The organism is Nitrobacter winogradskyi (assembly GCF_006539545.1).
Taxonomy (GTDB): Bacteria; Pseudomonadota; Alphaproteobacteria; order Rhizobiales; family Xanthobacteraceae; genus Nitrobacter; species Nitrobacter winogradskyi_A.
Genome location: NZ_BJNF01000026.1, coordinates 17,437 through 41,899 on the forward strand (window position 1 = coordinate 17,437; position 24,463 = coordinate 41,899).

The window sequence follows — 24,463 nt, forward strand, 5'->3', positions numbered from 1 at the left end:
CAGTTTCCCTATGCGATTTCCCAGAAAGAGGACGACGCCTGAGTCGACGTCGCCACGCCGATCGACATGGCGAGCGACACCATTCCGTCGATGCGGGTGGTGGCCTTGTCCTTGTTGAACATGCGATGCCCGGTGCGGTTCTGCTCGTAGACCACGCCGCCGGCACACATGCGCATGACCGGGTTCACAGCGACCGTGATGCGCTTCTCGAGCAGCGCCGCCTCAAGCTTATTGATCGAGTCCGGCATCCACCAAACAATGTCGTCGGCGCCGGTCTCGCGGTTATGATCGCCGTCCCGCTCGCCGATGATGCGCCGCTGAAACCCTTGCGGGTGGACTTCGGCCGGGATTGACCCGCCCTTTTCGCCGAGCGCGTCCAGGAGCTGCTCGAGACCGTACTGGTCGGCACCGATCATCACCGGGTGATACTTCGCCACAAGATGCTGCAGAGCATCGGCGACCCAGGAATACCTGATCCGCGGACCTGGTACCGCCTCCATGAATTTCTTTTGGACCCATAGCTCATAGGGCGCACGGTCGGTTTTCGCGCGCTCTTTCAGCGTATCGGCCGGCGTCCAGAACCACGTTTTAGAAGCAAATCGCCACTGATCTTTCGTCGCATCGAGCAGCCAGGTTAGTGTGAAGGCGGTCAGGTCGCGCGCGCGGGAGAGATCGAGGCCGCCATAGCACGGCACGTTGTCCGCGGTGAGTTTGTCGACATCGACATCGCCTTCGCAGTCCTCCCATACCTTGCGCGGAATGGCTGATGTCGCCGATTCCGTCCATTGGCAGAAGTGCAAGCGGCGCACGAGGCCTTCTTTCGAGGGCATGCCTTGCGCTTCCTGCACTTGCTCGCGGATAAATGCGGGCTGAATCGAAACGCCGAGGTTCGGGTTGGCCTTGGGCCAACAGGTCTCATCCTCAAATGGATCGTCGGCCTCATCGAGATTCGCAATGAAGGCGAACCAGGCATCGTTCTCGAATTCCCGCTTGAGGATCCGCACGGACATGTCGTGCTCCTGGCCGCAGACCGTCTTTTTGTCGAAACCGGAGTTCGTGATTTCGAACAAGAGCGCCTCCTGGTTGCCCTTGGTGCCGGCGCGCATCATCTCAATGACAGAATTGTCCGGGTGCTCATGCACTTCGTCGATCAACGCGCAATAGGGGCGAATGCCGGACTTGCCCTTTTTGTCGGACGAGATCGGCTTGAAGTAGGAATTCACACCGGGGCGACTGGTGTGCAGCTCCCACACCGGATTCGCACCCTTCGGCTTCAGGCGCCGCCGCAACGCCGGTGATCGTTCCCACATCGCAACCGCGTCTCGAAACAGGATCGCCGCCTGATCCTTGTCGGTCGCCGCCGAATAGACCTCGGCGCGCAGCTTGCGGCAGCCCAGCAGCATGTAGTGACCGATGCCGGCCGCGAGCGGTGACTTGCCGTTGCCCTTACCGATCTCGACGTAGGCGCGGCGAAACCGCCGGAAACCGAGCGCATTCTTCCAGCCGAACAGGGAGCCGATGATGAACGCCTGCCACGGCTGAAGGTTGAACGGCGACGCATAGGTGGACACCTCGCCATATTCGTCACGCTCCTCGACCTCGACCGTGAGCACGTCACGGAAGAATCCGATCGCGCGCTGCGCGGCATGCACGTCGAACACCAAGCCGCGCTTCTCGCCCGACGTGAGGTCGCGCTGATGACGCTCGCATGCGAGACGCACGAGCGGACCCGCAACGATCTCGCCAGCGAGGACGGCCGCGGCATAAGCCGTGACCTCGTCCTCCGGTTCGAGATCAGGCTGCGGCGGCGGCGCGGCGCTCGGCGTCGCGTTCGGCGGCAACGTCGTCGAAAGTTCGTCCATCGGATTCCAGGGTGGCCACAAGGCCAGTAAATTGCTGCCAGCGCTTCACGGCGACATCGACGTAAAGCGGGTTCAGCTCAATCGCGAAGCACTTGCGGCCGGTGATTTCGGCCGCGATCAGGGTGGTGCCGGATCCGGAGAACGGCTCATAGACCATCTCGCCCGGCTGCGAGTTGTTCTCGATCGGCCGTTTCATGGCCTCAACCGGCTTTTGGGTGCCGTGACCGGTTTCCGACTTCACATGCTCGATGTTCCAGACGGTCGACTGCTTACGGCCGCCCTCGTAATGGCCGCGCTCGCCGTCGCGCACGGTGTAGGTCGCAACGTCGTGCTCCGGAACGAAGTGCCAGTGTTCGTCCGCACCCTCTTTCACCGCGTAGAAGCACGGCTCATGCTGGAAGTGATAATCGCCGCGCCCGAGCACATGACGCTGCTTCACCCAAACGATGTGCGCCCGAATCTTGAATCTGCAGGCCGTGAGGGAATTGGCGACGTCGCCGCAATAGGCGCCAGCGTGCCAAATATACGCAACATCGCCAGGAAACAGCTCCCACGCCTCCCGCCAATCGGCGCGGTCATCGTTCAATACCTTGCCGGTCGCAGCATCCTTTGACGTGACGCCCGCCGCTTGCCGCCAGGCCGGATCATATTTCACGCCATACGGCGGATCGGTGACCATCAGGTGAGGCACCCGGCCCGCCAGAACGCGCGCGACATCCTCCGGATTGGTGGAATCGCCGTTGGTAATGCGGTGACGCCCGAGGATCCATACATCGCCGCGGCGTGACGTCGGCACCGGCGGCGGCTCGGGCATCTCGTCCGGATCGGTCAGACCGGCGGTCGGCTCATGCAGCAGACCCGCGATGCGGCCGGGCTCAAAGCCGAGCTGATCCAGCTCAACGCCGAGCGCGCCAAGCTCGAGCACTTCGCCCTTGAGCAGCTTCTCATCCCAGCCCGTCGACATGGTGAGCTGGTTATCGGCAAGGCGGAATTTGCGCTTTTCCGCATCTTCCCAGCCGACTGCGATCAGGACGCGGACCTCGGCGAACTGCTCTTGCTTCAGCGCCTCGAGCCGACCATGGCCAGCGATAACGACACCCGCCTCATCGACGAGCACACGGTGCACCTGCCCATATTGCCGGAGCGAAGCTCGAATCTGATCCAGCTGCGCCTGGTCGTGCTTCTTGGCGTTACGATCATAAGGCCGCAGCCGGTCGATCGGCCAGGTTTCCTCGCGAACACGATTGGCCGCACGCGGCCCGATGGGTTCAAGCTCGACGCGCGGCGCCTCGGCCTTCGGCTTCCGGGTCCGCTTTGGTTTAGTCGAAGTATTGGTCATTTTCATCAAACAGGTCGCCCTGACCGGGCAGAAGGTTGCGCTCATCGGTCGGCGACAAGCCGAGCATCGCAATGAGCGATCGCCACTGTCGCCAACTCTCGTTGACCTGCGCAACATGCGGGTGGCTTTTCACCTGATCGCCGTTGCGCGTTTTCACGCGGTAAATTTCGTGCGCCAGCGTCGGCATTGACGCCCGCAGGCCGCGCATTCGAACGGTGCAGCGGCAATATTCAATGATCGTGTCGATGTAGCGCGCCTTGAGACGATCGACGGAAGGATCCGCAAGTATCGCAGCGACGCGCTTGTATTCCTTCTCGACCTCGGGCGGCAGGTCACGCGGCATCAGCCGGCGGATCGCCCGCTGCATCATCTTCTTGCGAAGCTTTTCCGCATCGACGTCATCCGGCCGCATCGGGATGACGTTTCGGAGCTTTGGTTTAGCACCGCGCATCAAGGTGGCTTTTTGTATTTAATTCCAACTTTTTGCGTCCGAAGGGGGGCCGCCGGTCCCTAGGTGAAACCCTGCAAAGTTTTTTGCCCCCCGGGGTCATCCCATGGACGAAAATTTTTGGACCGGGATTCCGCATGGAGGCATTTTTTTACCTCGGGTCTCGTCGAAGATCTGGATTTTATTCTTATAATTTTAAGCCGCCGAGTGACCATCACCCTCCGACCCAACCATCCGCACCGATCACCGCCCTCTCGCGGCGACTGACCGCAACCGCCGTCGCCGAGTCCAACCACAGCTCGGCCTCCGGAAGCGCGCCGCGATCGAACATGTGCTCGAGCTGTTGTTTGACGACGTTATGGTGGAACGGACAGGACGGCTGCCACCTAGCCTGATCCCAGAACAGCGTCATGTCGCCTCGGTGCGGCACGACGTGATCGACCACTGCCGTTGGCGTCACCCTACCCTCTGCTTTGCAACCGAGGCAGAGCGGGTGCTTCCACTTGAACTGCTTCGCTGCACGATCCCAGCGCCCATCGTAACCACGAGAGCGAGCGGACCCACGGCGCGCGTCATAATCGGAAACTGTCGGCATACTCAAAGGAAAGGCCTGCACGGCATGGACACCGGCAGGCCAAGTCTATGGGAAGCGTCAGCGGCAGCATGAGCACTGCCGCTGCCCTAAACGAAGAACGCCGCCTGCATTGCTGCAGACGGCGCTCCCTCACCCCTGGAGTGCAACGGTCAATGGCGATAACCGCTACATCCCATAACGAAAAAGCCCCGCACGATGGCGGGGCGTTTTGAGCGGAATCCTTTCAACGGCAGCGAAAGCTGCCTCGCCGAGGCCTTGGCCTCTCACGAACCGTGCAGACATCCGTTGGATACTGTGACGGTTCGATCTGCCACTCCGACACAACGGTCGGCGACAGGCGTCCGAATATCTCAATGGCTACGCTGAGTCGCCCTCTGGAGTCGAGTCGCTCAATTCGACCGGAGAAGTCGCGGAACGGACCATCCACAATGCGAACGAGATCTCCAATATCGAACTTCGCGTCGCGTTTGCTGAACGGCGTGTTCGCAATCGCGACCAAAGCATGGATGTCCTCCATGCAAGCTCCGCGCTCCGACGTCGCTTCGCGCTCTGACGGAATGCGCGCGAACCATTCGCCAAACCGCAGCCATCCCGAAACGCCGCTTATATCTGCCGGTACGCGCTCAAAATCCGGAACGAACAGGAGTTGCGGGAATAGCGGCACCATGACCTGCCGCTTGATCTCATAAGTCCAGCTCGATCCATGCACCCTGCGAACCACCCGCTGCTGCTTCATAATCAGAGGACAATAGGCGCTGACATTCCGCCGCTCGAATTCACGCATCACCTTGCGCTCGCGGCCCGGATGGGTACGCAGAATGAACCACCACTTCGGCTGCATCGGCACCGATGCCGGGCCACGCACCGTGTCGAGATCAACCGTTCCGACGAATTGACCGATCTCAAGCCGCTGCAGTTCACCGATCATCTTCCGGGCCTCCCTCTTGCTGGTCACCGATGACGTCATCGGAAGTTGTCGATGCATCGGGCGACATTTCGTCGGCCGCACTTTCGAGATAGATCGTCCCGTCTTTCCTCGGCGGCCATGGCCAAGGCGCAAAGGCACCTGTCATGATCCGCCGGCGCGTCGCGACCGTGACGTGGTCAGCCAGATATCGATCCCATGCCGCCGCTTGCTGATTGTTCAACGCGGACCACTGCGCTCGCGGTGGCGCGTTAGCCAGCGCCAGAAGCCGGGGCGTCAGCTCACCACGCCAGCTCACGCGGCCATCCGGCATGCGGTAGACCTTCTGAAAGAAAGCCTCGAGCATGGCGATCTGGTGCAGCGTTGCGAGTGCCGTGGCGGCGCTACTCCCGGGCGGATGATGCACGGTGGACGCCGTCGTTTCCGGCTTGGCCGCGGAAAGCAGCTCCCATCGCCGCTGCTCGAGGTACTTCCAGCCGGCCGGTATACGATCGCGCTTTACCCGCTTTTGCTCGGCGAGAAACCCAGCGATGCCTCGGAGTGCGGCTTCGCGCTGCTGGGCCGTGAGTGCGGCTGCGGCGTACGCCGTTCGCTGACGATCGTCGACCGCAGCCGAAGGCCAGCGAGCCTCGAACGTCGTGAGAAAGCGGGCAACCGACTCATGTTCGGTCTTTCCCTCGCGCGCGCGCTCTCTCTCACGTTCAAGGTGGGGTCGTTCTAAGGGGTCGTTCTTGGTGCCCACGTATGTGTGGGCACCCGGTGCCCGCCCAGGGTGGGCACCCGGGTGCTCATCTATGGGCACCCCCTCCGGAGCCGGACCGCACGAATCTGGCGCCGGAGGCAGGGTGCTCGCTGGTGGGCACCCCCGGCCGGGCTCATCCTGATCGAGCAATACGCGGTATGCATAGCTCGCGCTTGGATGACGACTGGTGTCATCGTCATCAGAAAGATCGCGGCGCTTCATTTGCACCCAACCGGCGCCGACCAGGCGCTCCAGGGCGCGCTGAATGGTCGCGCGACCGCAGTCGAGCTCGGCGGACATCTTCACCTGACTGCGCCGGCACCAGCCCAAATCGTCGGTGTGCCGGCCAAGCAGGCACAGCACCTGCAAGTCGCGCGGCTCCAGCGAGCGGTCGGTGACAGCGCCGGCGGGAATAATCGAATATCGGGGCGACGGCATGATCAGTCCGGCGGCAAAATCTCGTCCGGCACGTCCATAACTCCGAGCGCGCCCTTATACGGGATTGGTGTTTTGAAGGGACGCGGTTTACGCAAAACGAGGCCGAACGGGCCAAAAAACCAGCGGGAAGGATGGTCGCGCACGCAGTCGATGATTTCGACGGTGCCGACCAGCGCGCCGAGCAGCCCGCATGCGCGGAAGTCGGCGAAAGTCGGCGGTCGAATACCCGCCAAAGCAGTGATGTCTTCGATCGCGAGCATCTCGGCGCGCGTCATTGTTGCGCTGGCATGGACAACGATGCGCCCGCGCAGATTCCAGCGCCTGTCGCGGTTCTCCATGTCCTTGCCAGCATGAAAGATGGCCCACGCCCAGGGCTGGCGAATGCTGATGGCTTTCATGCGCCGCCCCCGCGCGCGCACTGGAATAACCCACCCGAAAGCGCCTCTCGTTTCTCCTTGAGAAGCTCGGCGAGCGCCGCATCATCGGCGGGCGCGTAGGCGTTCTTGCGTTTCGAGCGGAAGAACATGCCGCGCAAAGCATTCTGGCCGTACCACTCGATCTCCTTGATCAGATCGAGCGCGGCGCGGCGGCGCGGATCGCTCGGGCGCGGCTCTCCTACCTGCTTGTAGAGGCCTTTCCCGACGTGCTGGAATTCCGTGGTGGCGCAGATGTCCTCGGATGGCTTTTCCAGAACCCCTTCAAGGATCCTGATGATTGACAGCGCGGCCCATTCGTAGCCCATGCGGAACAGCGGCGGCGGCAGCGTACCGGTCCGGCCATTATCGACATGGTGGATGTCGTTGCGCTTCTCCGCGAGCATCGCGGCGACGCTACGCTCATCCCAATCCTGATCGCCGCCAGACGCGGCCCGCCTCGCGAGTTCAGCAACAACATCCTGAAAAGCCATCTCGCGCGCGCGAGTCTCTTCCGCGAGACCAAGGTCATCCAGCTCACGGAGATCACGGAGAGACGCGCGCCGTGGCTGTAGCCGCTGGAGCGCGGAGCGCGCGATATCCTCAGCACGACAATGCGGGAGATAAAGGCCGATCGAATTCCAGTAATCCTGCAAAGACAGTGCGATCGCCTCGGTAAGGCTGATGTGATCTTCATCGGCAGAGACGGTCATGACTGTACCTCGCGCCGCGCATCGCATGGCGGTGTCGGCTGCGCCGGGAGCTGCTCACAGTCGCGCCAGAATTCAGTCCAGTGCACATCGCGCGGACCTTCGGCTTCATGCCGCGTGACCTTGACCATGCCGCACCGCCGGCACTCTCGTTCGGACTTGTGCTCGAACCGCGCCGGCTCGCCCCAGCTGTGACGGACCGACGTCATCGCTGCACCTTGCGGCTACGATTGCGATCGAACTTCTCGCCCTCGGCGATCCCGAGCGCGCACCCCTTGACGAGATCGCGACGGAAGCCGGTCGGCTTCCACCATTCGATTTCCCAGGGCCAGAAATGCGGGAGATAGAACTTTGCATTGCGGCCGACATCGGCGCCTTCAATGAGATGACAATCGGCCTGCTTGAGATAGGCAGCGCCCGCGTGCGCCAAATCCCCCCGCGCATGTTCATCGTCATGCGCCGAGTCCCAGCCCTCGACATCCTGTTGCCGATAGCGCTCCGCGATCACCGCCTGCATGAACGGCGAGAGCGGCCGGCGGATATGCAGCGCCTCGAACAGCCGCCGCAGCGTGAACGACCGCACGATCGAGATCGCGGTCATGATAAGCGCGAAGATGAAATTCGCATGCCACGGGACCGGAACCCCGAGCATCGGCAGGAAAACAGCCTGCGCGGCCATGCTGATGCCGAAGCCGACAACGATATTGATGATGCTTTCCAGCACCGACATCCATTTCGATTGTTTCATCTCGCAGCCCCAAACATGTTGATTTGCACAGGCGTCAAAGGCTCCGGCTGCGTGAGCGGAGCCGGCGCGTTCGTGGCTTCGGTCTCCCGCAGCCAGGCGTGGCCGGCCTCGGTGACGGCGAGGCCGCCGCAGTCGTCGATGACGCTAAGAAAGCCGTGCCCGATCAGGTCGCGCTCGTAGCTCGCGCGCCGGGATGCCGACAGATCTGCGCGGTAAGCGCCGGCGACCGCTGCCAGCACCTCGCGCATCTCCTGTTCCTCATCGGAAAGATCAGAGACCGCAGGCGGTGTGAGCACTTTCGGCGCAACGCCGGCGCGCTCGCGCTTCAGCTCATCCAGACGGTCGTAGCCGGCAGCGGTAAGCCCCCAATCCGTGACACCGCCATACTTGAACACCAGCCCGCGGGCGATGTAGTCGACCGCAACCGGGCCGATGACGGCGAACCGATCCGGCGTCGCGAAACTCGAGAACGCCTTGAGGACGGTGAATTCGTCGGCCTCGCTGTCGGGCGGCGGCGGCGCCGCTTCCGCCGACGCCCCGGCCAATTCGGGCGCGACGCTGTCAATCGTATCGGCGAATTCGTCAACCGCATCGGCGGTCACGTCAACCGGATCAGTTGGGGCGGAAAGGACGAAAGCCGCGACGGGCAACGTCGTCGCGCCTCCGGCGAATGACTCATCGGCCGTACTTCCGGGCGCGATGGTCTCCGCAGGTCGAAGTTGCAAGTTTGCGCAACTCGGCAAACTGACCGCAATGCTTGTCTCAGCGGTCTCGTTGGTAATGGTGGCGGACTCGGTCGTCGCATCGTCCGACGACGGACTAGTCTGGTTGCCCCACCCTTCCCACTTCGGCGGCAACGGATGCTCGGCATTGACGCGGGCGAACAGCTCCATCACCGGCAGCCCGCCGCACATGGTGGCGATCATCTCCCGGTAGAATTCAGGCTTGCGCGAATGTCCGAGCGGCTTTGAGCGCTCGCGATGATTGGAGCCGAACTTTTCCTTCGTATCCGGCTTCGGCAGGCCGCGCCCGCGCTTGAACAAGAGCAGGATTTCGTCCTGGTCGTAAGCAATTACGCCGCCGCCCTGATCTTCCGGGTGCTCTTCGTCGGTCTTGGTCCAGACGAAGGCGGTCGAGTAGCTGTCGCAGCCCCAGGCGCGCGCCACGGCCCACGCCAGCGGCAACTGCACCTTGCGTGTGATGACGCAACCATCATCGGTCGCGAATTCCATATCGACCGTATGCAGCGCGAACATGTGCGCGCGCGGGATCCAGAGAAATACCCAGGCATCCGGCAGCAGCACATCCTTGACCGGCAGCGCGCAGATGTCGTCCCACGTCATGGTGGGATAGTGGTTCTCATAAGAGCGGCCGGTGACACCCTGTTTCCGGTGCCAGGGCGGATCCGCATAGACGACGGGAAACCGGCGTCCCATTGGCAGTTTTGCAGTTTCGTCCGAAAGCGCCTGCTGCAGCGCGCGGCGCCGCTCGCGGCCATCGGCCTCGGCCTCAAAGCGTACAGCCTTCGCCGATACGAGCAGCCCGCGCTTTTCTTCGTCCGTTGCCGGAACAAACTGGACGATCTTATATGTACGCCGGTCGCGACCCTGCCGTTCAGTCGACTGGGGAATTTCCCCAGTCGACTCGAGTCCGTCCCGCACCGAGCCGACCGTTTTGTGATCCACACCCAGCGATGCCGCAATCGCACGATCGCTCGCCTCCGGGCGTTCGCGCAGATCCTCAGCGATCAATTGCCGCCGCTGCTCGCGATCAAGATGGCGGCGATCCAGATTGAGCCGGCGCGCGTGCTGCCGCTTTTCGGTCTCCGTCAACCCATGACGAATGAGGCGCGGCCATTGCGAAATGCCAAGCTCGCCGCAGATCTGCACGCGGTGATGGCCGTCGAGGATTTCACCGGTCTCGTCATATTCGACCGGAACCAGCACACCGCGGGCCGCAATATCGTCTCTTAAGGCGGCATATTCATCGGCCGACAGCGGCGGCATGACCTGATAGGGCTGGTCTTCGGCACTCAAAACGGCACCTCCCCCACGTCGACGCTGGCAGCGTGCGCGGTCAGCAGTTCAGCGATGATGGATTCCAGCGACGGGACACGGCCGCGCGGGCGGCGGTTGGCGGCATTTTCGCCGGGCGTCAGCCAGCGCAGATTGCAGCGACGGTTATCCAGCGTCTGCCCGTTGATGTGATCGACATGGCGCTTCGCCATGAACCGCTCGGAACGCGGGTCGCGGCGGATCAGGATCTCGCGATGCATGCGCACCGTAGCGCGGCCCGCCCCGACATTGCGCTTGGCATATTGCTGCCACGGCGTTCGCGAGCCCCAACTGATGTTCCAGGTGACCTCGGTGAGCCAGCCATAGTCGTCGGCGTCAACCAGACAATACACGCCACGCCGCTCCGACAGCGGAATCAGTCGCCACGGCGTGGGCGACAGATCGACCTGTTCGAGCGTAATAAGTTCGACCGGCTGCGGCTTGAGGAGAGCGGCGGTGTGCATCATTCGCCTTCACCTTCGTCGCTGCTTTCGTCGCTGATCTCATCCAGCTTGCTCGCCTGGCTGCGCTTCTCGGCCGCGTCGGCCTTGCGCCTGACGTCCTCGCTCGCAAGCTTTCCGCCGGGCACCATGGTGAGCACGGTCGCCGGCGCTTTGAGAGAGCGGCCGGTCTTTTCCTTTGGCGCTGCCGCCGGCGGCACATAGACCTCGGCATAGGCCCGGCCCTCTTCGTCGCGCCACAGCCGCATCGGCTCGCCGCCGACGCGGGCGATGATTTCGCCGTTGGCCGGGATCAGCGACGACAACGCGTCGATGACCTGCTCGCGCGCCAGCACGTCGACGCCGAGCGCTCGCACCATCGACGGCAGCGGCGCCTCGGGCGTCATGCCGAGTTCGGCCATATAGGTCTCAAAGATGGAATCTTCCTCGGCGACCTCGGCCGGATCCTTGTCGCGCCGCTTGATGATGCGGCGCATGGCCTTGGTGTCGAAGCCCTCGGCTTTGGCTTCGGCGAACACCGCCTTCATATCGTCGCCGAGATCACGCCGATCGGCCGCGATCCGTTCGACCCGCTCAATGAAATCCTTCAGGCGTGAGCGCGCTTCGGCGCGGGCCGTCGTCATCGGACGCCCCTTTTCAATCTCTGCAGATCAGCATCGTGCGCCGAGTCGGGCATGGCGGATGACGCCACGTCCGACTCGGCTACCATCGGGGTTGCAACACCAACCGATGAAGGAGATTCGCGATGAGCGACGACGAACGAAAGTGGCCCTACGGACTCGCGACCGATCACATCGATCGCCTGCATGACCTTGATCTGCAGCCGCCCGAGGTCTTCAGCGATGTCGTGCAGATATTCGAGAGCGGCGGCACACTGCGCTTTGTCTTTCGCGCTAGCCGTCCCGAACTCGGTGACCCCTGTAGCGACCCGACCGTTCCGGTCGCCCGAGTTGCTATCAGCCGGCGCTATTTCACCGCCGCGCTGCAGGATGCGCTCGCCAAGCTGCCGCCCGGTTGACGGCAGCAGCTTCCAGCGCTTCTCTTCCAGATATTTCCAACCGGCGGGCACGTATCTGCGGCGAAGCCGCTCCAGCTCGGCCAGGAAGGGTGCGACGCCGGCAAGCGCCGCCTCTCGATCGGAATCGGATAATCGCGATGCGGCCTGCGTAACCCGGTCCCGTTCGTCGAACGACGCGGTCGGCCAGGAGGCATTGAAGGAACTCAGAAAGGACTGAATGTTCATCAGACATCCTCCAACGCTTGCGCTTTTTCCCGGCGAAGCTCGGCCTCGCGCTCATGAATGGTGAGAAGCCGCCGCGCCCTGCGGTCGCGCGCGATCCACTCGGCTTCGGCGCCGGCGGTGATGGCTTCGAGAACGATGCCGCCAATCGGACTGCGGAGCAGCGAGGCCAGCGCCGCGCCGTTCGGCGATTGCCGCCCGGCGAGCCACAATTCACAAACGCGCTGTGGCCGCTGCGCGAAATCCGCGAGTGTTTGCGCCAGCTTGTCGGGATGCTCCCGGCGCAGCGCGTCGACCACCCGCGAAAACCACCGATCGATTGATCGGTATTTACCGATCGAATGATCGGCCTCGGTTTTTGACAGCTTTGCGCCCGGCCGGCTTTGTCGGGTCATGATGAAACCCCGCCGACTTTCCAGCCCCGATACGAATCGCCGACAATCCGCCGCAGGGCCGTCACTGGCCTGCCATGGTCGCCAGCTGAAAGGCTGGGCCGCAGCGGTCGCCGATGCGCAATGGACGCGCATCGAAGCGGCGGGCTTTCACCCGCTTGACCATGGAGTCCGCCATGACAGACATGGCGAGAGCGAAGCTCGTGCGCGTACGCGCGTACACGCGCCTGCGTTTCGGCCGAACCGAGCACGTCGGTGCTCACTTCAGGTCGATGCCCAGGCAACTGAGCTTCGATTTCTGAGACGGCATCGCAACCCGTCCCAGCCAGTGACGGCCCGCCCCGCGCGGAGCCCGTGCTTACGCTTAACCTTCGCTCAGTCCCGATCTGTGAAGTTTCCCCATGGCCGACGGCCGCTGAGGAAACACCAGAAGGGGAACAATCTTGAGAAACGAAGTTCTGCCCGACCTGATCGATCCGGATCGTGTGAACGACATCTTTGCAGAGGGTCTCGCCCTGCTCGAAAAGATCGGGCCGGATTGTTTGAGATTCACGCTCTACGCAACACGCAACCTGGGCGACGGCGACATCGACCGGCATGTCGTCGCGCGCATCATCGCGCCGATCTCGACGTTGCAGGCCGTGATGGCGCAGACGAGAGCCGTCCTGGCCGGGCGGCCGTTCATTACCGCGTCGCGCGGGAACGCGCCGTTGCAATAGCGTCATTGCCCGACCTCCAACTCAAGGAAGTCGTTCGCCGAGACACAGCCACCCGAAACTTGATGAAGTGCCCGAATTGTCTGCCAATTCGGGCGCATCAACCCGCGGCGATACTTGCTGATTTGCGACCGGTCACAGGGGCTTCCCACCCCGCGCACCTTTTCCGCGAGCGCTTCGTCGCCAATACCAGCCGATTTCATCCAAACACTGAGTCGCATGGGCAAAATGTGCATTACATGCACAATCAAGGCAACCAATAATGTTCATACAGGGCAATGGAAGGCGGCTTTTCCCCGTGCATCATGTGCACATGGCGCAAAATCGTTCGAAAAAGCCCGCCGAGCTGACCCGAACCCACCTACGTGAATGGCGGGAGTTCAGGGACATCACCCTAGAGGCTGCCGCTCCGAGGTTCGGCATCACACATGGGCAGTTGTCTAAAATTGAGCGCGGTGTAAGCCCATATAATCAACGCCTTTTAGAGGCCGCCGCGAAATTGTATGGCTGTACTATTGTGGATCTGCTCACCCGCGGCCCGGACGAAGCGCAGGATCTCTTTTCAGCCTATGCCGCCTTAGATGACGACGGAAAGCGCCAAGCGGCCCGCCTCGTGGACGCCCTAAAAAGGCCGCGCCGCTAATTGTGCATTTGATGCACATATAGACGTTGACTGCATTGTGCATGTCATGCACATTCATCCCGACACCAAATCGGGAGACGCGCCATGGTGCATCGTTTTTTCCGTTACATCGCTCGAAGTTTTTTTGGCGAAACACCGTGGCCGCTAGTCTCGGCTAGCGGCATCATCATCACTGCCGAGGCTGGCCTCATTGGTGCGCCGGTGTGGCTGACGATTTTGGGCGCCGGCGTGGCAGCAGCTGGCCTGCTAGGCACGATAAATCATCCAGGCGAGCCCAAAGACGAGCAGCACGATGGCTAGTGCCTGCAACGCAATTGATGCGCTCGTCCGCCTGCGAAAAACGACGAAATGGGTGCCGATCGGCCTACTGAAACGATCCAGAATCGGCGCTTCGCGTCGGTGCACCGTCGACCACTCAACGGCTCCAAACAGCAAGAGCCCGAGACCGACGACCACGCCGGGCGAAAACGCACCGCCGGCAGCCGCGACGATGATTAGCGGTCCGGCCGCAGTTACGACCTTCCACCAGGCATCGAGACTAAAATTCTTCAAGCCTACGCCGTCGTCAGACATCGAACAGATCCTCATTCAACCGCAAATCGGGAGACGCGCCATGGCGCGATGCCAGAATGCTTATAGCAATCGAAATTGCAGGCGCGATCGTCCTGACGGGTATCTACGTTGTGGGACTTCGGACGATCGCCTTGAATATCCGCGACATAGAAATGGTGCTGACTCACTTGCTCAAGATGGAAAGGCGAATGACGACACGCAACGCCAGTGCGGATGTGCCGTCGACTTCAGACGGAAACTCGCCAGCCGAGTAGGCGATCCGATCGCGCCGCTTCGGCCGATCTCCCTGCTTTGCGTCGCGAGCTACCTCGCCGCTCCGCTCGCGTGGTTCGCGCTGCTCGCCTGGCTTTGGAGCCGGCTATGAGCAACGTCATAGCCCTGCCCGGCCACGAAACCAGCGAGGTTATTGATCGCGTAGCTGCCGATCCCCTCGCGACCGCGACCCAGCTAGAGGCGACCGTCGCGCTCGCCGAATGGCAACGCCAGCGGCACCTGCCGCCGGCCGAGCGCATTGTCGGCGCATACCATGCCGACGTCGGCTACGAAGCTAAGCTCGATATCGTTGCCGCTGAAATGGCGAGGGCGTCATGAGAAACCGCCCCTCACCCGCCTTTGTCGCCAAAGTGCTCGACGCACTGCCGCAGGACGGCGGCCCGATCTCATCGCGCGGCGTCTTTCTCGCGATCGGCGAAATCTCGACGCCGAGCTATGTCCGCATTGTCCTGCGCCAGCTGGCGATCGCGGGCCGCGTGATCGCCGCAGGCCCGAGCGGCCAGCGCGTTTATCGACGACCGCCAGCGCAACAGGAGGTCACATGACGCGGAAGAAGCAGAAGAAAGTGGGCCGCCTCGCCATGCGGCACGAGGGCAGTTTCTGGAACGCCTACTATGCGCTCTCCGACACGATGGACGGCGCGATCCTGCTCGGCTCGATCCAGATGCGCTTCGTCGCCCATGAGAAGCGCAAGAACCAGTTCATGACGCTGATGCAGGAGGCGGTGTCCGACATGCTGACCGACATCACCGGCGAGAGGCCAACATGGCCTGACGGCCCCACTGTTGCGCCACCACACGAACGCGCGGGGCATTCATGAGCAAGACCAACATCAATCGTGGCGGGAGGTGGTAATGACATCGCCTGCTAGGCTTGAGGCCATCAAGAAGGCGACTGCCGCATCGGCTGCTAAGAAACGCGCACGGACGCACTGTAAGAGAGGCCACCCGCTGTTTGGCCCTAACGTTTATGTTCGTACCAATGGCGGCCGCGCTTGCAAAATGTGTGCGACACTCAGTCATCGGAAGACTGATGCAAACATGCCGAAACAAGAAAAGATCGTCCAGGTACTAGCCGCATTGCGTGAGGGACGAACCAAAGACTCAATCACCAAGCGAAGAAAGATCATAAACTTTCTCGCTTTGAAGACGCTGCTAAACTCCGATCACGAGGAGGCACCTGCCATCGCCGCTCTTATAGAGCGCAACCGAAACATCTCGTTTCAGTCCAGATGCGGCAAGCCAACGGCTCCTCACGCGAACCTTAATCACTGGCTGATGACATTCGGAGTTGCTGCGGTCGATCAGGCCGTCAGTGGAATCCCGGACTATATCCGTGACGAAATTAAGAACGAGTTGTTAGCCCAGCTTTGGACTGGTGAGGTCGCGCCGTCGAATATTGCCGTCGCTGTTAAGAAGCTGCAACGGCAGATGTACAAGGACTACGAGCTATTTTCTAAGTTCAGCAACCACGTGAGCCTGGATGCGGTCCTTCACCACGATGGGACCAGAACACTGCACGACTTCCAGCACAGAAGCATCTGGGAGTATTCATGAGCAAGACCAACATCGAATGGACAGAGCGCGTCTGGAATCCATTTGCCGGCTGCTCGATCGTCTCGCCCGGCTGCACCAATTGCTACGCGATGAAGAGAGCGCGACGGATCGAGGCCTGCAACGCCGGGCTACGGCAGGGCCACGGCGGCTCGCCGCATTACGCCGGCACCACAAAAATCGTGAACGGCAACGCCGTGTGGACGGGCAAGATCGGTACCGCCTCGGATGAGGTACTGACGGCGCCGCTGAGGCGTAAGAAGCCAACCACCTATTTCGTCAACTCGATGTCGGACCTGTTTCACGAGGCCGTGCCTGACGAGGCAATCGACAAGGTGTTCGCCGTCATGGCGCTGACGCCGCAGCACACATATCAGGTGCTCACGAAGCGCAGCGCGCGGATGCGGAACTACGTCATCCACCTTTACGAAACGGACGAGGGCATCGAGCGGCTGTCCGACGCGGCAGTGGCCGTATCGGGCTCTCAGTGCGCCGCTCACATCGAGGATGTGACGCCTCCGCTCCCCAACGTGTGGCTGGGTGTCAGCACCGAGCGGCAGAAGGAAGCCGACGAACGAATTCCTGATCTGCTAGCGACGCCGGCGGCGGTGAGGTTTATTTCAGCCGAGCCACTTCTCGGGCCGATTGATCTAACAGCAATCAAAGCTCCGCACGTTCCGGGAACGCCGGACGATAGCGATATGGGCTGGACCTTCAACGCGCTGGCGACGGGCGACTATTACAGATTCAAGGACGATCGGGGATATAACGAGGGCGGTGATGGCCCGTACCGCGAGCACGCGCTCGATTGGGTCATCGTCGGCGGCGAATCGGGGGCTGGTGCCCGGCCGATGCATCCGGATTGGGTCCGATCTTTGCGCGACCAGTGCGCTTCTGCCGGCGTGGCGTTCTTCTTCAAGCAGTGGGGAAGCTGGTACCCGATCGTCGACCGCGACAACGATGATCCGGACTGGCGCGCTGATTACGGCCGGGCTAGCCGCTCGCCGGAGAAATTTCGCATCGTCAATCTCGCGGGAGGCTGCGGCTTCCACGGCGAGCGCGTGCACCTGATGCAGCGCTATAGCAAATCCGCCGCCGGGCGCCTGCTCGACGCCGTCACCCATGACGCCATGCCGGAGGCGACGCCGCTATGAGCAGGACGCCCGCGCGCATCACCCAGGCTGACGTTTCCCGCGCTCTGCGAGCAGCAAAGCAGGCCGGCGCCGGCTACGTTGAAGTTATGCCGGACGGGACAATCAGGATCAGCTTTTCCCCGCAATCCACTGTTCCAACAAGCAAAACCCCAGAAACTCAGCTTGAACGGCCGCCGGATGTCATCCTGTGATGGCCGACATGGCAAGGCCCCGCCCTCCTTATCTGCTAAGTGAACGAACCCGCCACGGCAAGCGGGTCTGGTACGTCCGTATCGGGACCGGCCCGAGGATTCGGATTAAGGGCGAGTACGGCAGTGCAGAGTTTATGGAAGCGTACCATGCCGCCTTGGCAGGCGAGCGACCCCAGCCTAAGAGTGAGGCGGCGCGCGGTACGTTAGAATGGCTTTGGACGCTCTATCGCCAATCGTCGGCCTGGGCCGACCTATCGGCAGCGACCCGAAAGCAGCGCGAGAACATTATGAAGCATGTTCTCAAAAGTGCCGGTCATCAGCCCTTGTCCCATATCACCCGCGCGTCGATCGTCGCCGGGCGTGACCGCAGAGCAAAGACGCCGTCCCAGGCGAAGAACTTCATCAGCACGGTTCGCGGCCTCTTTGGTTGGGCGCTCGATGCGAACCTGGTCAACTTCGATCCGACAGCCGGCGTGAAGCGGCCGAAGCGGAAACGCTCGGAAGGATTCCAGGTCTGGACAGAGGATGACATCGAGAAATTTCAGAAGCGATGGAATCGAGGAACGCGGGAGCGCGTGATGTTCGATTTGTTCCTCTACACTGGACTGCGACGGGGAGACGCTGCCCAAGTTGGCAAGCAGCATGTCAAAGACGGCTCCATTTCCATCAACACGGAAAAGACCGGCATCCGCGTCACCATCCCGATTCAGCCAGAACTCCAAGCCACGTTGGATGCCGGCCCGGTCGGCGATCTGGCGTTCATTGCAACTGCCGCAGGCGTTCCGATGACGAAGGAGTCGCTTGGCAATGCATTCCGTGATGCCTGTCGATCCGCCGGCATTACAAAATCGGCGCATGGCCTTCGCAAAGCTGCGGCGACCAACGCGGCGAACCGCGGGGCAACTGAGCGCGAATTGGAGGCCCTGTTCGGATGGGTTGGTGGCCAGATGGCATCGCTCTACACGCGATCGGTAAACCGGGAGGCTCTATCAAAAGGAGCCGCCGCCAAGATGTCGAGGGACGAAAGGGAAACGTCTATCCCCGCACCCTGTGATAAGGTGCGGGCGTCAGGCCGAAAAACCGAGTAATAACAAGAGGATTTTTGGGCAATGGTGCGCTCGAAAGGACTCGAACCTTCACGATGTTACTCACTGCCACCTCAAGGCAGCGCGTCTACCAATTCCGCCACGAGCGCTAAATCGGGTCAGGCTCGCCGCCGGACCGATCGACGGCACCGATGTAACAAAACAATGATGGACGGACAAGGCCCAGCGAGACGTCCCTCCTCCCGATCGGTGGATTGGAAGACGGTTAGAACCTTTCCGCTTCTGATGAAATCAGACGCGGGGCTCTATGATTTTGATTTGACGCGTTTTCTTCACGCGAACAGGTCACCATCCTCGGGCCAAGCCCGAGGACATGCTTCGCTCGAAAACGCTATAGGACGGCTTATCGGCGGTCCGGCGCGCGGGGCAGCATCTGTTTGACTTCGACCGTGATGCGGTTTCGGTTGACCATCACGACGCCGCTGGCGACCGGGAGGTTGTTGGCGAGGATCTTGACCTCGTCCTGCTCGGTGGCGTCAAGCTCGATGATGGCGCCACGGCTGAGCCGCATCACCTGATGAACGGGCATGGACGTTGTGCCCAGAACCACCATGAGATCGACCGATACTTTGTCGAGCGTCGCCACGAAATACAGACCCGGAGCCATGCCAAATTGCTAGTGTTCCACACCACCACATGATGGTTAGCCAATGATTAACAGCCGCCAGACCCTCGATCTGAAGCTGTTCGCGGCCTCGCCCGGCGAGCCCGTGGACTGGCGGCGGTCGGATCAGCCGGTGCCCTATCCGGAAGCGGTCGACGTCATGGAAAGGCGGGCCGCGGCGATCGCCTCTAGCGAGGCCGCGGAGCAGGTCTGGCTGCTGGAGCACCCGCCGCTTTACACCTCCGGCACCAGCGGACGCGAAGCTGATCTGGTGAAGGCCCGCTTTCCGCTATTTTCGACCGGCCGTGGCGGCCAGATCACCTATCATGGCCCCGGCCAGCGCATCGCCTACGTCATGCTGGATTTGAAGCGCCGCCGTCCCGACGTGCGGGAGTTCATTGCCTGCCTGGAGGAATGGATCATCCGCACGCTCGACGCCTTCGGCGTCAAGGGAGAACGACGCGAGGAACGGGTCGGCGTCTGGGTGGCGCGCCCGGACAAGGGGCCGGGCCATGAAGACAAGATCGCGGCGATCGGCGTGCGGCTGCGCCGCTGGGTATCGTTCCACGGCGTCTCGCTCAATGTCGATCCCGATCTCAGCCATTTCGCCGACATCGTGCCCTGCGGCGTCATCGACCCGCGTTACGGCGTGACGAGCCTTGCCGATCTTGGTCTGCGTGTCGGGCTGACCGATGTCGATGAGACCTTGAAGCAGACCTTCGGCGAAGTCTTCGGGTTCTGAGCTCCTTCCGTTTCTTGTGACGGAATCAATAACCGCAAGTGCTCGCCATTCGGCAAACTACCGATCACCACCTGTAGGAGAGGCTTCCCGTGATGCGACGCCGGTCGCCGTAGTAGCATGAAGTAAAACCGCCACAGCCTGCGACATAAGCGGTGTCGGCGATGTTCATAACGTTGACAGCCGCGCGCCAGTTACTCGCCCATTCGTAGTGAACGGCAAGGTCGCCCAGTACCACGGAGGGCACTGCAATAAGATTGGCGACGTCGGCGAAAGATGAACCGACATAGCGCACGCCGCCGCCGAGACCAAAGCCGTCCAGCGCGCCTTCCCGGAACGTGTAGTCCGTCCACAACGAAGCAATCTGCCGAGGGACGGTGGTCGGAACCTTTCCGATCAAAGTCGGATCGAGATCCTTGCTGATGAACAGCTGGTAGTTGGTATAGCTCGCAACCACTTTGAAATCGCGGGTGATATTGGCCACGGCTTCCAGTTCGAGGCCGCGTGACGTCACTTCGCCGTTCTGTCGCTGGAAAGTCAGATTAATCGGGTCGACAGTCAGAGCATTCTGGCGTTTGAGGTCGAACAAAGCGATGCCGAACCGCGCGTTCAGACCGACGGGTTGATACTTCAAGCCGACTTCAGTCTGCACTCCGGTTTCGGGTAAGAGCAAATTGCCGGCGGCATTGATGATTACGATCGGGTTGTAGCTCGTTGCGTAAGAAACATAGGGTGCGACGCCATTGTCAAAGTTGTAGATCAGGCCGGCGCGGCCGGAAAACTTGCTGTCCTGTCGGGTTAAAGTAAATAGGTCGGTATAGACCTGCTTTACCCAGTCGTTGCGGCCCGACAAGAGCAGCGTCAAACGATCCCACTTGATTTGGTCCTGCAGGTAGAGGCCGGCCTGCTTTTGTGTCACACGACCGTCCCGATAAAGCGGACCGTCGAAGGGCGGGTTAACGCCATACACCGGATTGAGGACGTTCAGATCGGTGGCCGGTCCCGAACCCTGTTTGTCGTCGAGCGCATAATGTTTTAAGTCGAGACCCATCACCGCGGTATGCCGGAATGGACCCGTCGCGAAGCGATACTCAAACTGATTGTCCTGACTGAGTTGAGTCGCGTTATTTCGGGCGATGAAGGCGCCTCGCGCGATGTCGGCTGCGGCCGGAGTGGTCGCGTAGCCAAACCCAATGAGAGAGTTATAGTCAGCAACGACGTTCGCAACGCGCCCATTCTGGCGGAAGGTCGCGTTTTCCGAGAGATGCTTTTCGAATTGATAGCTGACCATTTTTTGCTGTCTGCTGTAGTCGCCAGCGGAGGGGTCGCCGATGAACAGGTTCGTTGGTATCCGTCCGAACGGAGCGTCGGTCACGGTTCCGACATAAGGCAGGAAACCTTGCACCCTTGTCCTGTTCTGGGATGCCATGGCGAGCACCGTAAGCCGCGTATCTACATCGGGTAGAAAGGTCACGGACGGCGCGATGAAATAGTTGTCGTCGTTGACGAAGTTCGTCTGTGTGCCGCCCCGATTGACCTGACCGACGATCCTGTAGAGAATCTTGCCGGTTCCGGGCTCGGTCGTCGTGACAGGACCGCCGAAGTCGAATTGCGTGTAAGCGTTGCCGAAATTGTTGACGCCGGCCTCGATAAAGCCGATGCGCTCGGCGGGAGGCGCCTTGCTTACGGCGTTGACCAGTCCGCCCGGCGCCGATCCGCCGTATAAAATTGCTGACGGGCCGCGCAGGACTTCGACGCGCTCAAGATTGAACGGCTGCAGTTTCCAGCCGGTAAAAGTGGAACTGTAAAGCTGCAGATTATCGAGAAAAAGCGAATCGTTCTGCGCAAAAAATCCACGGATAACAAACCAGTCATCGCCATGATCCTGCCCATACTGGGCAGCCACGACTCCCGGCGTGTAGCGTAGGGTATCGTCGAATTTCGAAACGATTTTCTGGTCGCGGATTTGCTCGGCCCCTATGACCGAGATCGACTGCGGCACCTCGATCAGCGGCGTGTCGGTTTTGGTGGCTGTTGCGCTGCGGTTTGCAACGTAACCCTGCACCGGCCCGCGCGCGGTCTCGCCCTGTACGTCGATGGTCTCGAGCGAGATCACGCCGGTCGGCGCGGTACCGGTGGCAGTCGCACGGGGCTGCGTGATCAATACGTTTCGCGCATCCTTGAAAGAATAGCTCAGACCGGAGCCTTGAAGAATGCGCGCGATGGCCTGCTCGCGCGTCGCCGCTCCCTGAACTCCCGGCGATGTCTTGCCGCTCGCAATGGAGGCTTCATAGGAGAGCTGGATTCCCGACTGCCTGCCGAAGGCGGCGAGCGCTTGATTCAAGGGACCGGCGGGAATGTTGAAACTGGTCTGGGACTGGGCGAGCGCCTGGCTTTGCGGCACCGCGCTGCCGCCTATCATCGCCGTCGTCGCCAGCAGCGCCGCGATCAGCGCCTCGCGGACATCCTTGCAAAAGTCGCTCCCGCGAAACCCGTATTGCAAAGCCCTCTTCCCCAAAGCTCGTTGTCGCATGTCCGAACTACCCCCGAGTGTCATTCGGGACTGGCGGCTCGCTGTTCGACGCAGTCCCTATGGGCTTTACGAACGGACCGTCGAATTTTCCTGTTTTTCGTGCGAGATTTTTTCAGACGGGCGAAATGATGGTCATGAAAGGCGTGACGGTGCGCACCTTCGCGCCGAACGGCCGAACCACGGCTTCCAGCGCCCCGAGCGGATCGGCAAGGTCAAAAACGCCGCTCACCACGCGAGAGCCGAGGAACGGATCGGCCATGACCACCCTTCCCGGCTGCCAGCGCGAGATTTTAGCGACCATCGCGGAGACGGTTTCCCTTTCGGCGACGATCATTCCCTCCCGCCATGCCGCGATCTGGGAGGCTTCGCGCGTGCCACGAGCAATCGCGTGGGAGGAAGTATCAAAGGTGATCCAGTCGCCCGGATTCAATCTTTCCGCGAGACGAAGAGCGGAGTCGGCCGCTCTCGCCTCGACCGCACCGTGGTTCACGGAGACCGAGACGAATCCCGCGTCGTTGGACACGTCAAAGGCGGTGCCGAGCGCTGTCGCCGTGAGGTCGCCGGACAGGACCGAAAACGGCCGCGCCGCGTTGCGCGCCACGTCAAAATAAGCCATGCCCGCCAGAAGCCCGATCGTCCTTCGCGCGTCGGCAAAATCGATCGCGACCGCGCTATCGGGTCCCAGCGTGATCTCGCTGCCGTCGGACAAGGTAATGCGCCTGATTTCAGCGGTGGACGTCATGTAATCCGCCCGCGCGCGCAGAAGAGCGCCCGGCACCGTCAGCGATCCGGCCGCCGCAACGCCGGCGCCGATCAGGCCGCCGATGACCAGCGTGCGCCGCGACATGCTGGCAACCCCGCCTTCAGCGACCGCGCGCTGCTCGGTCAGAACCCTTCCGGTCATGCCATGGATCGCGGCGACCCTAGCCCAGGCCGCCTCGTGGCGGGAGCTGCGCGCCACCCACGTTCGCACCATATCGATGGAAACAGGGTTGGCAGGGTCGTTCTGAAGGCGAATGGCGAGGTCCGCCGCTTCGCGAAACAATCGGCGGTCCTCTGCTGGCGCCTCGGTCATTCGTATACGTCCATCATCTCGCGCTGGATTACCGCGCGCCAAACCTTCCTATCGAAGATTACGAGTGGCGGGCCGGAATTTTCAGTTTTTCTTGAACGGCGGCCTGTCAGAGGCCGGTCAGCCGGGCATCGATATGATCGTAGGCGTCCCGGATCAGCGACCAGACGCGGGAGGTCGAAAGACCGAGTTCGGCCGCGACCTCGGCAATCGTCATTTCATCGAGCCGATGCATTTCGAAGGCGACGCGGGTACGCTCGGGCAACTCGGCGAGCGCGGCCCTGGTCAGCGCCAGCTTCTGGCGGTCATAGACGGCAGATTCCGGAGACGGCGTGGGGTCGATGATCGCTGCAAAATCCTCGGCCGACATTTCGACCCGACGCAGCACCCGCTCGCGGCGCTGGTGATCGATGCCGAGATTGCGCGCCACCCGAAACAGATAAGCCGCCGGGTTGTGAACCGTCACCGACCTGCCGGGTGGCGAGACCAGGACCTTGACGAACGTATCCTGGGTGATGTCCGCCGCCGTTTCCTCGCTCAGTCCCCGACGCCGCAGCGCCGCGGTAATGTCGCGCGCATGGCGTAAGAACAGCCTGTGAAGATCCCAGCTCATGCGCGCCCCGAACGCCAGCCAGAAGCCATCCCTTGCCCGCAAACGGATTCGCCCGGTGACAGCGGCTGCGGACAAACGGGAACGAAAGCAAAAGGGATCATGATGCGAACGTGAACCAGCCAAGGATGAGGACGCCGACACGCTGTCACCGTCGCGTGGTCGGCTTCCAATCGTTTATGGCGTCCAAAATTCTTCTGCAACCGCAATGATCTAGATTGATTCTAGAGTGTTTCATGTTTTGCCGGAAGCACCTTATGACGTCATTGCCGGGCTTGACCCGGCAATCCATCCTTAGATGGGCATGCGGGTCAAGCCCGCGTGTGACG

General features: G+C 61.7%; 30 protein-coding genes and 1 tRNA gene. 10 read left to right on the forward strand and 21 right to left on the reverse strand.

The features are described from left to right. Positions 1-8 precede the first annotated feature (8 nt). From NWI01_RS05385 to NWI01_RS05455, 15 genes are all read right to left on the reverse strand, one after another. Positions 9-1,862 (reverse strand): terminase large subunit, encoded by a 1,854-nt coding sequence (locus NWI01_RS05385; RefSeq protein WP_244613652.1) that lies wholly within the window; start codon positions 1,860-1,862, stop codon positions 9-11. Further along, positions 1,795-3,201: a site-specific DNA-methyltransferase gene (locus tag NWI01_RS05390; protein WP_307723457.1), complete on the reverse strand. Its 1,407-nt coding sequence runs from the start codon at positions 3,199-3,201 to the stop codon at positions 1,795-1,797. The genes NWI01_RS05385 and NWI01_RS05390 overlap by 68 nt, the downstream gene beginning before the upstream one ends. Next, complete coding sequence (locus NWI01_RS05395; protein WP_141382904.1) at positions 3,182-3,652, reverse strand: P27 family phage terminase small subunit; 471 nt, start codon at positions 3,650-3,652, stop codon at positions 3,182-3,184. The genes NWI01_RS05390 and NWI01_RS05395 overlap by 20 nt, the downstream gene beginning before the upstream one ends. 211 nt (positions 3,653-3,863) lie before the next feature. Further along, positions 3,864-4,109 (reverse strand): hypothetical protein, encoded by a 246-nt coding sequence (locus NWI01_RS19525; RefSeq protein WP_244613653.1) that lies wholly within the window; start codon positions 4,107-4,109, stop codon positions 3,864-3,866. 358 nt (positions 4,110-4,467) lie between these two features. Further along, positions 4,468-5,172, reverse strand: a complete 705-nt coding sequence (gene nusG / locus NWI01_RS05405) for a transcription termination/antitermination protein NusG (protein WP_181410378.1) — start codon at positions 5,170-5,172, stop codon at positions 4,468-4,470. After that, complete coding sequence (locus tag NWI01_RS05410) at positions 5,162-6,349, reverse strand: helix-turn-helix domain-containing protein (protein ID WP_141382907.1); 1,188 nt, start codon at positions 6,347-6,349, stop codon at positions 5,162-5,164. The genes nusG and NWI01_RS05410 overlap by 11 nt, the downstream gene beginning before the upstream one ends. Before the next feature lie 2 nt (positions 6,350-6,351). Beyond that, positions 6,352-6,747 carry an ASCH domain-containing protein gene (locus NWI01_RS05415; RefSeq protein ID WP_141382908.1) on the reverse strand — a complete coding sequence of 132 codons (396 nt, stop codon included), beginning with the start codon at positions 6,745-6,747 and terminating at the stop codon, positions 6,352-6,354. Then, entirely contained in the window at positions 6,744-7,475 is a 732-nt protein-coding gene (locus NWI01_RS05420) for a hypothetical protein (protein ID WP_141382909.1), read from the reverse strand. The genes NWI01_RS05415 and NWI01_RS05420 overlap by 4 nt, the downstream gene beginning before the upstream one ends. After that, the gene (locus NWI01_RS05425) at positions 7,472-7,681 is read right to left on the reverse strand and encodes a hypothetical protein (RefSeq protein ID WP_141382910.1); all 210 of its coding nucleotides are present in this window, start codon (positions 7,679-7,681) and stop codon (positions 7,472-7,474) included. Before NWI01_RS05425 ends, NWI01_RS05420 begins: the two co-directional genes overlap by 4 nt. Further along, on the reverse strand, positions 7,678-8,220 hold the full coding sequence (locus NWI01_RS05430; RefSeq protein ID WP_141382911.1) for a DUF7220 family protein: 543 nt from the start codon (positions 8,218-8,220) through the stop codon (positions 7,678-7,680). The genes NWI01_RS05425 and NWI01_RS05430 overlap by 4 nt, the downstream gene beginning before the upstream one ends. After that, positions 8,217-10,256 carry an MT-A70 family methyltransferase gene (locus NWI01_RS05435; RefSeq protein WP_141382912.1) on the reverse strand — a complete coding sequence of 680 codons (2,040 nt, stop codon included), beginning with the start codon at positions 10,254-10,256 and terminating at the stop codon, positions 8,217-8,219. The genes NWI01_RS05430 and NWI01_RS05435 overlap by 4 nt, the downstream gene beginning before the upstream one ends. Next, positions 10,253-10,741 carry an HNH endonuclease gene (locus tag NWI01_RS05440; RefSeq protein WP_244613654.1) on the reverse strand — a complete coding sequence of 163 codons (489 nt, stop codon included), beginning with the start codon at positions 10,739-10,741 and terminating at the stop codon, positions 10,253-10,255. The genes NWI01_RS05435 and NWI01_RS05440 overlap by 4 nt, the downstream gene beginning before the upstream one ends. After that, positions 10,738-11,358 (reverse strand): DUF2312 domain-containing protein, encoded by a 621-nt coding sequence (locus NWI01_RS05445; RefSeq protein ID WP_141382913.1) that lies wholly within the window; start codon positions 11,356-11,358, stop codon positions 10,738-10,740. The genes NWI01_RS05440 and NWI01_RS05445 overlap by 4 nt, the downstream gene beginning before the upstream one ends. Next, the gene (locus tag NWI01_RS05450; protein WP_141382914.1) at positions 11,355-11,978 is read right to left on the reverse strand and encodes a hypothetical protein; all 624 of its coding nucleotides are present in this window, start codon (positions 11,976-11,978) and stop codon (positions 11,355-11,357) included. The genes NWI01_RS05445 and NWI01_RS05450 overlap by 4 nt, the downstream gene beginning before the upstream one ends. After that, positions 11,978-12,370 (reverse strand): hypothetical protein, encoded by a 393-nt coding sequence (locus tag NWI01_RS05455; protein ID WP_141382915.1) that lies wholly within the window; start codon positions 12,368-12,370, stop codon positions 11,978-11,980. Before NWI01_RS05455 ends, NWI01_RS05450 begins: the two co-directional genes overlap by 1 nt. A gap of 440 nt (positions 12,371-12,810) precedes the next feature. Here NWI01_RS05455 and NWI01_RS05460 point away from each other — a divergent pair, with 440 nt between their 5' ends. Together NWI01_RS05460 and NWI01_RS05465 are read left to right on the forward strand one after the other, a co-directional pair. After that, complete coding sequence (locus NWI01_RS05460) at positions 12,811-13,086, forward strand: hypothetical protein (protein ID WP_141382916.1); 276 nt, start codon at positions 12,811-12,813, stop codon at positions 13,084-13,086. A gap of 259 nt (positions 13,087-13,345) precedes the next feature. Continuing rightward, complete coding sequence (locus NWI01_RS05465) at positions 13,346-13,726, forward strand: helix-turn-helix domain-containing protein (protein ID WP_141382917.1); 381 nt, start codon at positions 13,346-13,348, stop codon at positions 13,724-13,726. Positions 13,727-13,972: 246 nt separating this feature from the next. Here the strand turns inward: NWI01_RS05465 and NWI01_RS05470 are convergent, their stop codons facing one another. Then, positions 13,973-14,299, reverse strand: coding sequence for a hypothetical protein (locus NWI01_RS05470; RefSeq protein WP_141382918.1), 327 nt, complete (start codon positions 14,297-14,299; stop codon positions 13,973-13,975). Between the two features lie 56 nt (positions 14,300-14,355). Here NWI01_RS05470 and NWI01_RS05475 point away from each other — a divergent pair, with 56 nt between their 5' ends. The 7 genes from NWI01_RS05475 (at position 14,356) to NWI01_RS05510 (ending at position 18,558) form a co-directional block, all read left to right on the forward strand. Next, entirely contained in the window at positions 14,356-14,553 is a 198-nt protein-coding gene (locus tag NWI01_RS05475) for a hypothetical protein (protein ID WP_141382919.1), read from the forward strand. A gap of 106 nt (positions 14,554-14,659) precedes the next feature. Further along, on the forward strand, positions 14,660-14,890 hold the full coding sequence (locus NWI01_RS05480) for an N-acetylmuramoyl-L-alanine amidase (RefSeq protein ID WP_141382920.1): 231 nt from the start codon (positions 14,660-14,662) through the stop codon (positions 14,888-14,890). Next, positions 14,887-15,117, forward strand: coding sequence for a hypothetical protein (locus NWI01_RS05485; protein ID WP_141382921.1), 231 nt, complete (start codon positions 14,887-14,889; stop codon positions 15,115-15,117). Before NWI01_RS05480 ends, NWI01_RS05485 begins: the two co-directional genes overlap by 4 nt. Beyond that, positions 15,114-15,392 (forward strand): hypothetical protein, encoded by a 279-nt coding sequence (locus tag NWI01_RS05490; RefSeq protein WP_141382922.1) that lies wholly within the window; start codon positions 15,114-15,116, stop codon positions 15,390-15,392. The genes NWI01_RS05485 and NWI01_RS05490 overlap by 4 nt, the downstream gene beginning before the upstream one ends. Positions 15,393-15,612: 220 nt before the next feature. Next, a complete protein-coding gene (locus NWI01_RS05495; protein WP_210242941.1) occupies positions 15,613-16,128 on the forward strand; it encodes a hypothetical protein in 516 nt (171 codons plus the stop codon). Next, positions 16,125-17,279, forward strand: coding sequence for a phage Gp37/Gp68 family protein (locus NWI01_RS05500; RefSeq protein ID WP_141382924.1), 1,155 nt, complete (start codon positions 16,125-16,127; stop codon positions 17,277-17,279). Before NWI01_RS05495 ends, NWI01_RS05500 begins: the two co-directional genes overlap by 4 nt. 478 nt (positions 17,280-17,757) lie before the next feature. Then, positions 17,758-18,558, forward strand: coding sequence for a tyrosine-type recombinase/integrase (locus NWI01_RS05510; protein WP_244613655.1), 801 nt, complete (start codon positions 17,758-17,760; stop codon positions 18,556-18,558). Between the two features lie 22 nt (positions 18,559-18,580). On the opposite strand, the gene NWI01_RS05515 is transcribed toward NWI01_RS05510, so the two are convergent. Both NWI01_RS05515 and NWI01_RS05520 read right to left on the reverse strand, forming a co-directional pair. Beyond that, positions 18,581-18,665 (reverse strand) — tRNA-Leu (locus NWI01_RS05515). Positions 18,666-18,919: 254 nt separating this feature from the next. Continuing rightward, positions 18,920-19,162, reverse strand: coding sequence for a FliM/FliN family flagellar motor switch protein (locus NWI01_RS05520; RefSeq protein ID WP_041345558.1), 243 nt, complete (start codon positions 19,160-19,162; stop codon positions 18,920-18,922). Between the two features lie 64 nt (positions 19,163-19,226). On the opposite strand from NWI01_RS05520, the gene lipB reads away from it, so the two are divergent. Further along, a complete protein-coding gene (lipB, locus tag NWI01_RS05525; RefSeq protein ID WP_141382926.1) occupies positions 19,227-19,922 on the forward strand; it encodes a lipoyl(octanoyl) transferase LipB in 696 nt (231 codons plus the stop codon). Positions 19,923-19,986: 64 nt separating this feature from the next. On the opposite strand, the gene NWI01_RS05530 is transcribed toward lipB, so the two are convergent. From NWI01_RS05530 to NWI01_RS05540, 3 genes are all read right to left on the reverse strand, one after another. Further along, positions 19,987-22,452, reverse strand: a complete 2,466-nt coding sequence (locus tag NWI01_RS05530; protein WP_141382927.1) for a TonB-dependent siderophore receptor — start codon at positions 22,450-22,452, stop codon at positions 19,987-19,989. Positions 22,453-22,564: 112 nt separating this feature from the next. After that, the gene (locus NWI01_RS05535) at positions 22,565-23,527 is read right to left on the reverse strand and encodes a FecR family protein (protein ID WP_141382928.1); all 963 of its coding nucleotides are present in this window, start codon (positions 23,525-23,527) and stop codon (positions 22,565-22,567) included. Positions 23,528-23,633: 106 nt separating this feature from the next. Further along, positions 23,634-24,137: a sigma-70 family RNA polymerase sigma factor gene (locus NWI01_RS05540; protein ID WP_141382929.1), complete on the reverse strand. Its 504-nt coding sequence runs from the start codon at positions 24,135-24,137 to the stop codon at positions 23,634-23,636. Between the last annotated feature and the right edge of the window lie 326 nt (positions 24,138-24,463).

Excerpts from the sequence above, each read along its gene's own strand:
- lipB (WP_141382926.1), top strand. The coding sequence starts at position 19,227 with ATGATTAACAGCCGCCAGACCCTCGATCTGAAGCTGTTCGCGGCCTCG.
- NWI01_RS05475 (WP_141382919.1), top strand. The coding sequence starts at position 14,356 with ATGCTTATAGCAATCGAAATTGCAGGCGCGATCGTCCTGACGGGTATC.
- NWI01_RS05450 (WP_141382914.1), bottom strand. The coding sequence starts at position 11,978 with ATGAACATTCAGTCCTTTCTGAGTTCCTTCAATGCCTCCTGGCCGACC.
- NWI01_RS05540 (WP_141382929.1), bottom strand. The coding sequence starts at position 24,137 with ATGAGCTGGGATCTTCACAGGCTGTTCTTACGCCATGCGCGCGACATT.
- NWI01_RS05440 (WP_244613654.1), bottom strand. The coding sequence starts at position 10,741 with ATGATGCACACCGCCGCTCTCCTCAAGCCGCAGCCGGTCGAACTTATT.
- NWI01_RS05385 (WP_244613652.1), bottom strand. The coding sequence starts at position 1,862 with ATGGACGAACTTTCGACGACGTTGCCGCCGAACGCGACGCCGAGCGCC.
- NWI01_RS05410 (WP_141382907.1), bottom strand. The coding sequence starts at position 6,349 with ATGCCGTCGCCCCGATATTCGATTATTCCCGCCGGCGCTGTCACCGAC.
- NWI01_RS05495 (WP_210242941.1), top strand. The coding sequence starts at position 15,613 with ATGCCGAAACAAGAAAAGATCGTCCAGGTACTAGCCGCATTGCGTGAG.
- nusG (WP_181410378.1), bottom strand. The coding sequence starts at position 5,172 with ATGATCGGTGAACTGCAGCGGCTTGAGATCGGTCAATTCGTCGGAACG.
- NWI01_RS05455 (WP_141382915.1), bottom strand. The coding sequence starts at position 12,370 with ATGACCCGACAAAGCCGGCCGGGCGCAAAGCTGTCAAAAACCGAGGCC.
- NWI01_RS05500 (WP_141382924.1), top strand. The coding sequence starts at position 16,125 with ATGAGCAAGACCAACATCGAATGGACAGAGCGCGTCTGGAATCCATTT.
- NWI01_RS05425 (WP_141382910.1), bottom strand. The coding sequence starts at position 7,681 with ATGACGTCGGTCCGTCACAGCTGGGGCGAGCCGGCGCGGTTCGAGCAC.
- NWI01_RS05510 (WP_244613655.1), top strand. The coding sequence starts at position 17,758 with ATGAAGCATGTTCTCAAAAGTGCCGGTCATCAGCCCTTGTCCCATATC.
- NWI01_RS05415 (WP_141382908.1), bottom strand. The coding sequence starts at position 6,747 with ATGAAAGCCATCAGCATTCGCCAGCCCTGGGCGTGGGCCATCTTTCAT.
- NWI01_RS05420 (WP_141382909.1), bottom strand. The coding sequence starts at position 7,475 with ATGACCGTCTCTGCCGATGAAGATCACATCAGCCTTACCGAGGCGATC.
- NWI01_RS05445 (WP_141382913.1), bottom strand. The coding sequence starts at position 11,358 with ATGACGACGGCCCGCGCCGAAGCGCGCTCACGCCTGAAGGATTTCATT.
- NWI01_RS05480 (WP_141382920.1), top strand. The coding sequence starts at position 14,660 with ATGAGCAACGTCATAGCCCTGCCCGGCCACGAAACCAGCGAGGTTATT.
- NWI01_RS05465 (WP_141382917.1), top strand. The coding sequence starts at position 13,346 with ATGTTCATACAGGGCAATGGAAGGCGGCTTTTCCCCGTGCATCATGTG.
- NWI01_RS05470 (WP_141382918.1), bottom strand. The coding sequence starts at position 14,299 with ATGTCTGACGACGGCGTAGGCTTGAAGAATTTTAGTCTCGATGCCTGG.
- NWI01_RS05530 (WP_141382927.1), bottom strand. The coding sequence starts at position 22,452 with ATGCGACAACGAGCTTTGGGGAAGAGGGCTTTGCAATACGGGTTTCGC.
- NWI01_RS05535 (WP_141382928.1), bottom strand. The coding sequence starts at position 23,527 with ATGACCGAGGCGCCAGCAGAGGACCGCCGATTGTTTCGCGAAGCGGCG.
- NWI01_RS05485 (WP_141382921.1), top strand. The coding sequence starts at position 14,887 with ATGAGAAACCGCCCCTCACCCGCCTTTGTCGCCAAAGTGCTCGACGCA.
- NWI01_RS05490 (WP_141382922.1), top strand. The coding sequence starts at position 15,114 with ATGACGCGGAAGAAGCAGAAGAAAGTGGGCCGCCTCGCCATGCGGCAC.
- NWI01_RS05395 (WP_141382904.1), bottom strand. The coding sequence starts at position 3,652 with ATGCGCGGTGCTAAACCAAAGCTCCGAAACGTCATCCCGATGCGGCCG.
- NWI01_RS05390 (WP_307723457.1), bottom strand. The coding sequence starts at position 3,201 with ATGACCAATACTTCGACTAAACCAAAGCGGACCCGGAAGCCGAAGGCC.
- NWI01_RS05430 (WP_141382911.1), bottom strand. The coding sequence starts at position 8,220 with ATGAAACAATCGAAATGGATGTCGGTGCTGGAAAGCATCATCAATATC.